General features: G+C 49.7%; 13 protein-coding genes. 8 read left to right on the forward strand and 5 right to left on the reverse strand.

Annotation, left to right across the window (positions count from 1 at the left end; translation table 11 throughout):
• The first annotated feature begins 131 nt into the window (after positions 1–131).
• From ACR9Y8_RS23020 to ACR9Y8_RS23030, 3 genes are read left to right on the forward strand one after another with little or no spacing between them, the layout of a single operon-like run.
• Complete coding sequence (locus ACR9Y8_RS23020; RefSeq protein ID WP_298732130.1) at positions 132–446, forward strand: DUF3467 domain-containing protein; 315 nt, start codon at positions 132–134, stop codon at positions 444–446.
• A 22-nt stretch (positions 447–468) separates the two neighbouring features.
• Positions 469–1,542: an Ldh family oxidoreductase gene (locus tag ACR9Y8_RS23025; RefSeq protein ID WP_481215603.1), complete on the forward strand. Its 1,074-nt coding sequence runs from the start codon at positions 469–471 to the stop codon at positions 1,540–1,542.
• 35 nt (positions 1,543–1,577) lie between these two features.
• The gene (locus ACR9Y8_RS23030) at positions 1,578–2,897 is read left to right on the forward strand and encodes an aspartate kinase (RefSeq protein WP_481215604.1); all 1,320 of its coding nucleotides are present in this window, start codon (positions 1,578–1,580) and stop codon (positions 2,895–2,897) included.
• A 114-nt stretch (positions 2,898–3,011) separates the two neighbouring features.
• On the opposite strand, the gene ACR9Y8_RS23035 is transcribed toward ACR9Y8_RS23030, so the two are convergent.
• The 4 genes from ACR9Y8_RS23035 to dinB are packed head-to-tail and all read right to left on the reverse strand — an operon-like array spanning position 3,012 to position 8,169.
• On the reverse strand, positions 3,012–3,479 hold the full coding sequence (locus tag ACR9Y8_RS23035) for an RES family NAD+ phosphorylase (protein ID WP_481215605.1): 468 nt from the start codon (positions 3,477–3,479) through the stop codon (positions 3,012–3,014).
• Between the two features lie 14 nt (positions 3,480–3,493).
• Complete coding sequence (gene parS / locus ACR9Y8_RS23040) at positions 3,494–3,958, reverse strand: type II RES/Xre toxin-antitoxin system antitoxin (RefSeq protein ID WP_481215606.1); 465 nt, start codon at positions 3,956–3,958, stop codon at positions 3,494–3,496.
• Between the two features lie 14 nt (positions 3,959–3,972).
• Positions 3,973–6,954: a DNA polymerase III subunit alpha gene (locus tag ACR9Y8_RS23045; RefSeq protein ID WP_481215607.1), complete on the reverse strand. Its 2,982-nt coding sequence runs from the start codon at positions 6,952–6,954 to the stop codon at positions 3,973–3,975.
• Positions 6,955–6,957: 3 nt separating this feature from the next.
• Positions 6,958–8,169, reverse strand: coding sequence for a DNA polymerase IV (gene dinB, locus ACR9Y8_RS23050; protein ID WP_481215608.1), 1,212 nt, complete (start codon positions 8,167–8,169; stop codon positions 6,958–6,960).
• Positions 8,170–8,337: 168 nt separating this feature from the next.
• Here dinB and ACR9Y8_RS23055 point away from each other — a divergent pair, with 168 nt between their 5' ends.
• Complete coding sequence (locus ACR9Y8_RS23055) at positions 8,338–9,015, forward strand: SdpI family protein (RefSeq protein WP_481215609.1); 678 nt, start codon at positions 8,338–8,340, stop codon at positions 9,013–9,015.
• A gap of 43 nt (positions 9,016–9,058) precedes the next feature.
• Here ACR9Y8_RS23055 and ACR9Y8_RS23060 read toward each other — a convergent pair whose 3' ends face one another.
• Positions 9,059–9,493: a hypothetical protein gene (locus tag ACR9Y8_RS23060; RefSeq protein ID WP_481215610.1), complete on the reverse strand. Its 435-nt coding sequence runs from the start codon at positions 9,491–9,493 to the stop codon at positions 9,059–9,061.
• 131 nt (positions 9,494–9,624) lie between these two features.
• Between ACR9Y8_RS23060 and ACR9Y8_RS23065 the strand changes: the two genes are divergently transcribed.
• The 4 genes from ACR9Y8_RS23065 to ACR9Y8_RS23080 all read left to right on the forward strand — a co-directional run bounded on the left by ACR9Y8_RS23065 (position 9,625) and on the right by ACR9Y8_RS23080 (position 12,667).
• Positions 9,625–10,377, forward strand: a complete 753-nt coding sequence (locus ACR9Y8_RS23065) for an XRE family transcriptional regulator (protein ID WP_481215611.1) — start codon at positions 9,625–9,627, stop codon at positions 10,375–10,377.
• A 403-nt stretch (positions 10,378–10,780) separates the two neighbouring features.
• The gene (locus tag ACR9Y8_RS23070) at positions 10,781–11,356 is read left to right on the forward strand and encodes a Crp/Fnr family transcriptional regulator (RefSeq protein WP_481215612.1); all 576 of its coding nucleotides are present in this window, start codon (positions 10,781–10,783) and stop codon (positions 11,354–11,356) included.
• A gap of 96 nt (positions 11,357–11,452) precedes the next feature.
• The gene (locus ACR9Y8_RS23075; RefSeq protein WP_481215613.1) at positions 11,453–11,911 is read left to right on the forward strand and encodes a DoxX family protein; all 459 of its coding nucleotides are present in this window, start codon (positions 11,453–11,455) and stop codon (positions 11,909–11,911) included.
• A gap of 12 nt (positions 11,912–11,923) precedes the next feature.
• Entirely contained in the window at positions 11,924–12,667 is a 744-nt protein-coding gene (locus ACR9Y8_RS23080; protein ID WP_481215614.1) for a pirin family protein, read from the forward strand.
• Positions 12,668–12,715: the final 48 nt, after the last annotated feature.

Genomic DNA, 12,715 nt, shown 5'->3' on the forward strand with positions numbered 1-12,715 from the left:
AGCTTTCTTAAGATATCAGCTAACCAGGTAGCCTTACACGGCTACCTGGTTTTTTTATGGCTCACCCCACTAAAAAAGAGACCTTGAATCCAAGGTCTCTTTTTTACTTTTGTACCTCAAACCAGACAAACATGGATAATCAGCACGAAGAGCAGACCCAGTTGAACATCGAATTAAGTGAGGAAATTGCAGAGGGAACGTATGCCAACCTGGCGATTATTACGCATTCCAACGCCGAATTTGTGGTGGATTTCGTGAACGTCATGCCCGGTCTGCCGAAGGCAAGGGTGAAGTCACGTATCATATTAACCCCCCAGCACGCTAAACGTTTTATGAAAGCGCTGGTAGACAATATCAAGAAGTACGAGTCCGTACATGGCCCTATCCAGGACCAGGAACCCGTATCACTGCCCATGAATTTTGGTGGTCCCACTGCCCAGGCCTGATAATTATTACTGATACAAAAGCATGAGTCATCAATTTTCCTATCAGCATTTAAGGGAATTTACGCAAGAGGTATTTGTCCGGATGGGTTGTTCGCTCGAACATGCAGACAAAGCCAGTGAAGTGCTCGTATCCGCAGATCTGCGGGGCGTAGACTCTCACGGCGTGGCCCGTCTCAGCGGCTATGTGCGTTTGTGGGAAGCTGGCCGCATCAATCCCAGGCCGGATATTCATATCGTACATGAAACACCCAGCACGGCGGTGGTGGATGGCGACGGCGGTCTGGGGCTGATCGTAGCGCCCTTTGCCATGGAAGTGGCCCTGCAGAAGGCGGAAGCCGTTGGCAGCGGATGGGTGAGCGTAAAGCATTCCAACCATTTCGGCATAGCCGGCTATCATGCTATGATGGCCCTGGAAAGAGATATGATCGGTATTGCCATGACCAATGCCAGTCCGCTGGTAGCGCCTACCTTCGCCAAAGAGCGGATGCTGGGTACCAATCCCATTGCGGTGGCCATCCCGGCCAATCAGCAGCCCGCTTTTGTGGCAGATTTTGCCACTACCACGGCCGCCAACGGTAAGCTGGAAATATTGCAGCGTAAGAACCAGCAGGCCCCTTACGGCTGGATCCAGGATAAAGACGGGGCTTCCAGTATAGACCCTCACGAGCTGAGAAATGGCGGCGCTTTACTGCCGCTGGGAGGAGACCGCGAGCATGGAAGTCATAAAGGGTATTGTTTGGGAGCGATTGTTGACATATTTTCGGCCGTTCTTTCAGGCGCCAATTACGGTCCCTGGGCGCCACCCTTCGTAAGCTTTTTACCACTGCCTCCTGACCCCGTAGGGCAGGGGCTGGGCCATTTCTTTGGCGCTATGCGGGTGGACGCTTTCAGACCGGCGGATGAGTTCAAGGCCCATATGGATAAATGGATCAGCCGCTTCAGGGAGGCCAGCCCGGTAGACGGCGAACAGGTGCTGATACCAGGAGACCCGGAACGGGAGATGGAAAAGGTGAGAAGAGAGCAGGGGATCCCCGTGCTGGAGCCGGTGGTAAAAGACCTGCAGGAAGTAGCGAATAAGTTTAAATTAAGCTTTTAGTCACCCATATAAAAGATTCACAACTAACAACTGATATGAAAGTTTTAAAATTTGGCGGCACCTCAGTGGGAAAGCCGGAACGTATGCATGCCGTAGCCAGGCTGATAACGGCAGACAACGATCCAAAGATAGTGGTGTTATCTGCACTGTCCGGAACCACCAACGCACTGGTGGAGATCGGGCAATCACTCGCAGAAGGTAAAAAGGATCAGGCTAAACAGCAGATAGACAAGCTGGAGAAGCATTACCGTACCTTTTGTGAAGAGCTGGTCAAGCAGGAGGCTCCCCGCGCCAAAGCTAAAGCTATCGTAGACGAACATTTTGAATTCCTGAACATCATCCTGAAGATCTCATTCAACGAAGCGCTGAACAAGGATATACTGGCCCAGGGCGAGCTGCTGAGCACCAAGCTGTTCACCGTGTACCTCGAAGAAGCCGGTGTAACGGCTGCCTTACTGCCTGCGCTGGATTTCATGAGCATAGATGAATTTGAAGAGCCGGAGATCCCGAAGATCAAGATCAAACTGGGCAACTTGATCGATAAGAATAAAGGACAGCACATCTTCATCACCCAGGGATATATCTGCCGCAATGCCAAAGGCGAGGTAGACAACCTGAAACGCGGCGGCAGCGACTACTCTGCGTCCCTGATCGGCGCTGCTATCCAGGCCAGCGAGATCCAGATCTGGACAGACATCGACGGCATGCATAACAACGATCCCCGTGTAGTGGATAAAACTTTCCCCATCGACCAGCTGTCTTTTGATGAAGCGGCGGAGCTGGCCTACTTCGGCGCCAAGATCCTGCACCCTGCATCTATCTGGCCTGCCCAGCATTTTAACATACCGGTGAAGCTGCTGAACACCATGCAGCCGGAAGCGAAAGGCACTATCATTACCGAATTGCCCAATGGCGACGGCGTGAAGGCTATCGCCGCAAAAGACGGCATCATCGCTATTAAGATCAAATCCAGCCGCATGCTGCTGGCCTACGGTTTCCTGCGGAAGATCTTCGAGGTGTTTGAAAAATACCGCACGCCGATCGATATGATCACTACTTCTGAAGTGGCCGTATCATTGACAATAGATAACCTGCAGAACATCGACCAGATCCTGAAGGAGCTGCATCCCTTTGGTACGGTGGAGCTGGATCATCATCAAACCATCGTATCAATTGTAGGGAACGAAGTAGCGGCTACGCCTTCTATCCTGAAGAAATTGTTTGATTCACTCAATGAAGTGCCGCTGCGCATGATCTCTTACGGCGGCAGCAGGCATAATATATCCATCCTCGTAGGCGGCCAGTATAAGGAGAAAACCTTGCAGCTGCTGAACAAAGGACTGTTCAACTTATAATGTGTTAATAGAGTTGTCAGTTGATAGTTGTCAGTTGTCAGTGATTAACGGGAAATAGATTTATCTCCATTTCAATCACTGACAACTGACAACTATCAACTGACAACTTTTTTATTATTTCTTCGATTCCTTCAGCCTTTGATCAAACACAAAGGGATGCTGGCTGAGTACTGTGATCCCTTCTGCCTCGGGGTGCAGGGGATTGATCAGGTAGTTGAATTCCTCCGGAATTACAACAGAAGGTATTTTTAGCACAGGATATTTCCCTTCTTCCAGCCAGGCGTCGCCAACTTTTTGCAGCTCAGGGAAAGGGGCCAGTGATTGCCAGCCCGAAGGCAGTTCCTTGCGCTGCAGGGTTTTCACCGGGATGGAGTCCGGGATCATGATAGTAGCAATGCAAAAATCCTGTACGATGTTCTTTAATGGTACGTGCACCAGTACTTCCAGTGCAGAGAGGGCGCGGCTTCCGGCGGTATAAACAACAGGATGTCCCTTACTGTTCCAGCGTCCGCCGTATAAACGGGCGCCAACACCATTCAGATCAGTAATGTACATGCATTTGCTGATACGGTAAACTTCCATTCAAATAGGGTGGGTTATGCAAAAATGCCGTGGGCAATTTTGCCAAGTTCATCTTGGATGAGTTGGAAACCAAAGGTGGTATCCAATAAAGAAATAGGTGGTTGATAGTTAAATGCAGGCAACGGTGTGCGCATCCATTCCTTGAAATTTTCGAGGTCGCCAAATACCAGCGTGCCGTGTTGGTACAGCTGTGAAAGTAAAATGGCTCTCTCGGATGTGTCTGCAGACAGCTTTTCATCGTCTCCGTAGCGTTGAAGCGTTCGTTCTGAAATATGGAGTATACGCGCTATCTCTGCTAAAGAGAATGAAAGCTGCTGACTCAGGTTCATGAGCGCTTTCTTAATGATCCCATCTCTGGAAAGCTGAATAAATTCAAAGTACCCCCTGCCGCCTACATAAGAGACGCCACCACTGTCTTGTACTACCAGCAAGGCCTGCTCCTGCCCGAGGTACCCCCTGTCTTTTTGCGGTTTAATCATACTTACGACATTTGTCACAAATATACGGCTTTTTGTCCGGTATTCAAATTCTTATCCTCAAAATATCCGATCTTTCTCATATAGCTGATTTCCAGGGTAATAACGCCGTACTCTTCCGAAACCTTTCCTTCCAGGATATAAAATCCCTCTTTTTGCAGGGGGTACTGGCGAAAGCTTTCAGGAAAATGTACCGTATCCAGGAAAGCGCCGTCCCGGTCCAGGAAGGTGCCAAAGCACATGGGCGCCCCCTGCGAGGTGCGGACATACTTGGTGCATACCAGGTAACCCAGGCTGCGTACGGTCCGGCCCACTTGCTGTTCCAGTTCCTTTACTGTAAGATACTGACTTTGATCGTGTTCCAGCACACTAAAAGGGGAGGCTACCGGAAATCCCATCAGGGCTATTTCCTCAAAAGCGTCTTCGTGGGAATGATAGGCCAGCTGTGGCAGCCGGCAATCCGGGGCAGGTTCCCTGAACAAGGGCAGCACATGGTCGGCATTGGGGTCCTTGCTTTTCAGCAGCAGGCTCCTTTGCCACAAGAGCTCTTTTTTGGTGCGGCCGCTGAAGCTAAAGGCGCCTATCCGGATCAGGATGTCCAGCTGCTCCCGGGGAGGCTGCATGCGTTCCGTAAAATCTTCCAGGCTGGCATAAGGGCCGTACTGCTGCCGTTCTTCCAGCATGCGTTTGATCCAGGCTTCTTCCAGTCCTTCTACATGAATGAAGCCCGTATATACTTCTTCTCCTTGTATGCTGGTAGGGTACTGGCTATTATTGATACAGGGAGGATGGACCCTGACGCCGGTTTTCTGCAGTTCCCGGAAATACAATTCGCGGTTGTAAAAGCCGCCGAAATTATTGATCACCGCCACCATAAATTCTGCGGGGAAATAGGTTTTCAGGAACAGGCTCTGGTAGCTTTCCACGGCATAGGTGGCAGAGTGGGCCTTGGAAAAGGAGAAGCTGGTGAAGCTGGAGATCTGCCGCCAGAGTTCCTTGCTTACTTCTTCCGGGCGTCCCAGCCGCCGGCAATTAGAAAAGAACTGCTCCTGCAGCTGGAGGAATGCGCCGGGGCCGCGATATTTACCGGCCATACTGCGGCGCAGGATATCCGCATCCGCCAGGTCCATATCAGCATACTCGTGTATCACCTTGATCACGTCTTCCTGGTATACCATGATACCAAATGTTTCATGCAGCACTTCTTTGATGATAGGATGCAGGTAGGTCACTTTATCCGGGTTCCGGAAATGCTCCACATACTGCCGCATCATGCCTGATTGGGCTACGCCAGGGCGGATGATGGAGCTGGCCGCTACCAGGGTGAGATAATCATCACATTCCAGCTTCTTGAGCAGTTGCCGCATGGCAGGTGATTCTATATAAAAACAGCCGATGGTGTTCACGGTTCTCAGCTGCTTTTTGATCTGCGGGTCTTCTGTAAATGCTTTGATGGAATGGATGTCAATATCCACGCCCTTGTTCGCTTTGATGATATCCAGCGAGTCGCGTATGTGCCCTAAGCCGCGCTGGCTCAGGATATCAAACTTATGGAGGCCGATGCTTTCCGCCTGGTGCATGTCCAGCTGCGCGGTACAGAATCCTTTAGGCGGCAGATGGGTGGCGCAATACTGATGAATGGGCGCTTCGCTGATCAGGATCCCGCCTGCATGTATGCTCAGGTGGTTGGGAAAAGCTTTGTTGTCCTGCGTCATTAAGCGGTTAAAGTTCAGGATCTGCCCGTGTATACTGTCTTTCTCAAATTTAAGATCGAAGGGATTTTCCAGTATGCGGTCTATTTCTTTTTTAGGCAGGCCGTATACTTTGCCCAGCTCGCGTATAATGGCATTGTCCTGGAAAGTGGCCACCGTGCCCAGTAAGGCCGTATGTTCCTTACTGTGCGTATCAAACACATGCCGGATCACATCATCGCGGTCACGCCAGGAGAAGTCAATATCAAAGTCGGGGGGCGAGCTGCGGTAAGGATTGAGAAATCGCTCAAAGTAAAGGTTCAGCGCAATGGGATCCACATCGGTAATGCGCAGGCAGTAGGCGATAATGGAGTTGGCGCCGCTGCCGCGCCCCACATAGAAATATCCTTTATGCAGCGCGTAGTGGATAATATCATGGGTGATCAGGAAGTAGGAGTTAAAGTTTTGTGCTTCAATGATCTTCAGCTCCTTCTCAATGCGGAATTTCGCTTCTTCATTATCAGGGCCATAGCGATACAGCATGCCTTCATAGGCCAGTGCTCTCAGCCGCTCACGGTCGGCATCCGCGCTACCCAGGAAATATTTTTTATTACGGTGCGCTTTCAGATCAACATGCAGTTCGCAGGCTTCCATTACACGCAGGGTTTGCTGTACAATGTGCGGGTATTGCAGGTAATGTTCCAGGAGCTCTGCAGGGGATTGCCAGCATTCATCCTGCCTGGCAGTGGTTTCGGGTGGCAGCTGGCTGATGAGGATGTTCTGATCTACTGCGCGCAGCACACGATGTAATTGGTAATGTTCCGCATCCTGGAAGGTAATGGGATGCAGGATCACCAGTTTGTCCTTATAGGCCAGGGTATCTACGCGGAATAGTTTGTTCACTTCCCGGGGGCGGATGCCCATCAGTTCATGCGCCTGCAGCTGTGGGAGGGGTATGCTGCCCCAGGCATAGATCACAAATGTATCCGGCAGGAAAGGCGCCCGGTCGGGAAAAGGCAGCTCATCCTGCAGGTGGTTGGAAAGAAATCGGTTGATGTGGAACCAGCCCTCCATGCTACGGGCCAGCAGCACATATTTGAAAACAGGACCATTGCGGCATTCCAGGCCGATGATGGGCTTGATATCGTTCTCATGGCACTCCTTCACAAAAGTCCACACATCTGCCGTCATGTTGATATTGGTGAGGGCCAGGCTGGTAATGCCCATCTGCCGGGCCGTCTTTACCAGGTCTTTGGTGCCGATGGTGCCGTAGCGCAGGCTGAAATATGTTTTGCAGTTAAGGTACATGGCTCAGCGTTTTGGATGAGGTACCATGTTATAGCGGCTGCGGCGAACGGGTTGTCCGGGCGCTGCCACGTTAGTGCCCTTCATCAGGTATTGCCATCCAAAGCGGTTCTTGATCTGGTCAATAGCCTGGTATAAAGCGATCATTTCCTGGGTATCATCAAAGAGGCTGATCTGGTAATTGCCCTGCACCAGGTGACTGAAGCGCACGCCTATCAGGCGTACCAGCAGGCGGCGGTCGTATAGCCTGTGGAACAGTTCCTTTACTTTTTCCAGCAGCACATGATCGCAGCAGGTGTAGGGAATGCTCATCTGTTTGGTGACGGTCTCGAAGTCGGAATAGCGGATCTTCAGGGTTACGCAGCCGGTGAGCTTATCTTCCTGCCGCAGCTCGAAGGCGATCTTTTCTGTCATGCGTACCAGCTCAGCATGTAAAAAGCGCATGTCGATGGTATCGGCAGAAAAGGTGCTTTCTGTGGAGATGGATTTCTGTTCATGATAGGGCACTACCGGTGATTCATCGATACCGTTGGCCTTATTCCAGAGGGCGATCCCGTTCTTTCCCAGCCAGGCTTCCAGCATGGTGACGGGTATCTCGCTGAGGGTCCTGACATCTTCCACGCCACGGCGGCGCAGCTGCCCGGCCGTTTCTTTTCCTACCATGGGCAGTTTTTCCACCGGCATGGGGGCCAGGAAGGTTTTCTCTCCGCCAAAGGGCACTTCCATTTGCCCGTTGGGTTTGGCTTCATTGGTAGCCACTTTGGAGATCATTTTATTAGACGCGAGCCCCAGGGAGATGGGCAACCCGGTTTCATGCATGATCTTCTGCCGCAGTTCGGTGGTCCATTTCAGTGAGCCGAAGTATTTATCCATCCCGGTAAGGTCCAGGTAAAATTCATCAATAGAGGATTTCTCGTATAGGGGCGCGCCGTCGGCAATAACCTCCGTGACCTGTCTGGACAGTTCACTATACATTTCCATATCGCCGCTGCGTATAATGGCGTGGGGGCATAGTTTGAGCGCCATTTTCATGGGCATGGCAGAGTGAATGCCATAACGCCTGGCCTCATAGCTGCAGGCTGCAACAACGCCCCGGTCTCCATGGCCGCCTACGAGCAGCGGCTTGCCTTTTAGCCGGCTATCTTTCAGGCATTCTACGGACACGAAGAAGCAGTCCAGGTCAAAATGCGCAATAGATCGTTGTTGTAAAGTGATCATGATAATGCCCTGTTTTCTATCCAAATATACTAACAATATTAGTATTGCTAACGATATTAGCAGGATATTAACTAAACATATTTGGCCCGATCGCTGTAGTATGTATAGGATAATGAAAACTGAAAGAAGGGAATAGAGATTTATAAACATCACTAAATCATTTTCCCAATGCAAAAGTCCGACATTCCCAAAGAACTGTTATTGCTGTTATTGCTGCTCATTCCAATGGCTTACCTGGGCATTATCTGGAATGCGCTGCCTGCCGAGATCCCTACTAACTTCAACGTGTATGGCGTACCGCAGCGCGTAGGCGGTAAATCAGACATCCTGTTGCTGATGATCTTTTTGTTCCTGACGAACCTGCTGTTATATTTTCTTTTCAGATACCTGCCCGCGGCAGATGAAGATATTGCGGAGGCAGCTCCTGCCACGGAAGGCCACCAAAGGGAGTATTACCGTATCCGTTTTATGATCCATATTTACCTGGCCATTTTTACTTCGCTGATCATATTCATGGTGAGCCAGGGAAAGCCTTTTTTCATGGAGCGCTGGGCCTTCGTAGGGGTAGGCCTGCTGATTGCTTTGCTGGGAGGATACCTGAAGAAACTGCAGCCTAACTATTTTGTAGGAGTAAGAACACCGTGGACGCTGCAAAGCAGGGAGATCTGGAAGAAAACACATACCATGGCGGGTAATCTCTGGTTGTGGACGGGTATTGTAACCATTTTAGCTGGCTTTTTCCTGCCTTTGGTCACGGGGGTATTCATTTTAATGTTCGCCGGCGCCATACTGGCGGCCCTGCCTTACATCTATTCTTTTCGCTTATTTAATGAAGATAAAGGCTGATTAGCAGCTAACCGCCAAGGGCTAGCTGCTAATAGCTGCGTTTTTATATCCAGCCTCTGCCCAGCGCAGTTCTGAAGGGCCAGGGAATCATTGCCAGTATGATCAGCAGCGCCAGACCGAAGAAAATAAGCGCACGCTTATGTTTCAATGCGTCAGTGGGCGATTTTTTCACTTTAGAACGGCCAATGTGCACCAGTACCAGTGCAATCAGCGCCATAGTGGGATGCTCTACTGAAAAGAAACGTTCGGCGGCTTCTTTCATGTTGAAGGTTACCCACGGACTTACAAACATTAATATCAGTCCTATCAGAAACTGGATGTCCAGGCTGATAGAGAAAAACAAGCTGGCCTTGTTATCAGCAGCTGCATAAGGTGTTTTTCCATTAGCTCCTTTTAACGCCCGTACGAAAGCCCAAATGCCAGTCAGTAAAATAGCCCATCTTAAAATGGAGTGAATGAGAACCAAAGTGCTATGCATATGTGTGGTTTTATAGTTCCGGATTTTCCCGGGGCAAAAATAAGTGAAGCGTATAGAATAACTGGAAATATATTTGGTAATTACAAAAATTAATTACTAAATTTGTTAGCAATGTACTAAATAATTTGGGTATGTCCATAGCGTGTCAAAATCTCAAGTTCCTGCGTAAGCAGAAGGGTTGGACCCAGCAGGAGTTTGCAGATAAATTAGGAATCAAACGTTCCCTGTTGGGAGCTTATGAAGAGGAACGGGCTGAGCCCCGTACGGAAGTACTGGAGCTGGTTAGCGACATGTTCCGTGTATCCATAGACGACCTGTTGCGCCGCGACCTGGGCTCACAGAAGGATAATTTCCTGGAGAAAAGGCGTCAGCAGAAGCTGGGCAATAGCCGCCAGCATATAGAGTTTGTGCCCGTTAAAGCGGCGGCAGGCTACCTGGCCGGTTATAATGATGACGAGTTCATTGAAGAGCTGAACACCTTTACCCTGCCCATGCTGGGCGCTGGTAATTACCGCGCATTCGAGATCGCCGGTGATTCCATGCTGCCTACACCATCGGGCTCTGTGATCGTATGTCACAAAGTAGATGGCTGGGAGGAGATCAGGAATAACGAGACCTATGTCGTGGTGACCAACCGCGAAGGCATCGTCTACAAACGCCTGCTGAAAAGTAACCGCTCCAAAGGTAAGATCACCATGGTATCAGACAACCCGCAGTTTGAGCCCTACTCTGTTGCCATGGAAGACGTGATCGAGCTCTGGCAATCTGACGCCGTGATCAGTAAAACCGGACAGCAAAGCCGCCTCAGTGTAAACCACCTGGCAGATATGGTGAGCCATTTACAGGACCAGGTAAGTTTACTGAAGAAAAAGATCAAGGATTAACAGCTGAAAGCAGCAAAGCAGATCCCCGCTGAAGAGCGGGGTAAAAGATAGGCAGACAGGCTGTCTATCCAGCTGTGAATGCAGTGCAATGTGATGCGATGCGATGCGATGGAATGCGGTCCAATGTGGTGCAATGCAAATTAATCTCCCGGCTGATATAATAATCACTAATATACACGCGTTGACATATTGACATGATGTCGATGGAAAAAGACGCTGATTAATACATAAGTTTTGTTATCCCCCGCTTTTCTAAAGCCCATCAATCATGCCGCCCCGTTATCAAACGGAGCGGCTTTTTATTTAAAGCTGCAGGTAGTTAGAACCGCATTTATTGAGGGCTTCCCGTTTAGGGCTGCAAGCACTATCTTTAACCCCGGAAACGTTACTACAACTGAACACTATGCATCCCGCGCTGATACGAGCATTCAAAAAGCACATTCACCTGACTGCTGAAGAAGAAGAACTGATCAGTGAATCATTCCGCTACAAAAAAGTCAGGCGCAACCAGCTGTTAGTGCAGCCGCCCGATATTGCCCTGCATGAACATTTCGTGATCAGTGGCTGCCTGGCAGAATATTACCTGGATGACGATGGCACACAACATACCCTGCTCTTTGCACCGGAAGGTTGGTGGACCACCGACCTGCCCAGCTTCTTGTCAGGCCAGGCATCAAAGTATCATGTTGAAACACTGGAAGACAGCGAGCTGCTGATAATATCAAAAGAGGCCCTTGATAACTTACTGGTTAAGGTGCCTTCACTCAACAACTATTTCCGGGTGCTGTACCAGAATGCAATTATCGGACTGCAGGAACGCATCTTAAATGTGTTAAGCACCAAAGTAGATGAACGTTACCTCCGCTTCCTGAAAAAATATCCGCAGCTGGAGAACAGGTTGCCACAATACCTGATCGCCTCTTATCTCGGCGTAACCCCTGAGTTTTTCAGCCGTGTAAAATCAAAAATGCATAGGTAATTTTATCTTAAACTAGATCAATTTCATTTCTTAAGATAGGTTATTGGGCAGCAGCCTATAACTCTTCAACTTTGTTCTCGTAAAATTTTAATAAAAATGAGAACATTGATCCAACGGCTTACAGCTACACAGCCTGAACTCACTCCCCTTATTTTAAGACTGGTATTTGCCATCGTTTTATGGCCGCATGGCGCCCAGCTGCTCCTGGGTTGCTTTGGCGGATATGGCTTCTCCGGCACTATGCAATTTTTTACCACCCAGGTGGGCCTGCCTCCGGTGATCGCTTTCCTGGTCATCTTCCTTGAATTCTTTGGCAGCTTATTTATCCTGCTGGGCCTTTTTACCCGCGTCTTTGCAGCAGCCTCCCTTATCCTGTTCATCGGTATGATTGTCACCGTACACCTGCCCTTCGGCTTTTTCATGAACTGGTTTGGCAATATAAAAGGAGAGGGCTATGAATACCACCTGTTGGTGATCGGCATCTTGCTGTGTTTGATCATCTCCGGTGCAGGCAAAGCAAGCTTTGACAAATTGATCTACAAATCCACGAAATAAACCGATCATACAATGGCTGATTTAAAATATTCTCCGCTTGTACAACTTACCGCAACGGCGAAAGAACATTTTTCTGCCTTCCTGGCCCGGCATCATGCCTTTGGTGAGCTGATGAGCCCTGTGCTGGGCTTTGATCACTTCCGTATGACAAAGGACGTTTTTGGGCCGCATAAGCACCAGCATATTTCTGCCATCAGCTACCTCTTTGAAGATTCAGTGGCTTATCATAACAAGGACTCTATGGGAACAGACCTCGTGATCACGCCCGGCAGCTTGTTATGGACCTGGGCAGGAAACGGCGTTGTGCATCATGAAGTGCCCACAGAAGACGGAGAGGTACACGGTTTACAATTGTTCCTGGATATTCCTCCGGCCAGGCGGGACTTGCCGCCACAGAGCATTTATATCCCCCGCGAAAAGATGCCGCTGATCGCAAAAGACGGCGCTACTGTTAAGGTAGCGATGGGATCAGCAGGAGATACGGTAAATGCTACCCAAACGCCTGAACCGGTTACCTTGCTGGATATTCAGCTGAAGGAAGGAAAGACCTGGGATTATTCGTTGCCCGCAGGATGGAATGGAACGGTCTACCTGTTGTCAGGCACTATTAGCCTTAGCGCCAACGCAGCCGGCTTTGAGCTTCATAAAAATGAAGGGATGGCTTTTGGTGCAGCCAGTGCAGTTGAGAAGATCACATTTACTGCCGGAGCTGACAGCCGCTTTTTACTGATCAGCGGTCCCCCGGTTATGTTGTAAGATAACGATGAGTTTTTGGTTGAATAAGGGCGGGGCAACCTGCCCTTA

This window comes from Chitinophaga sp. SVR4-12A, from assembly GCF_056754765.1.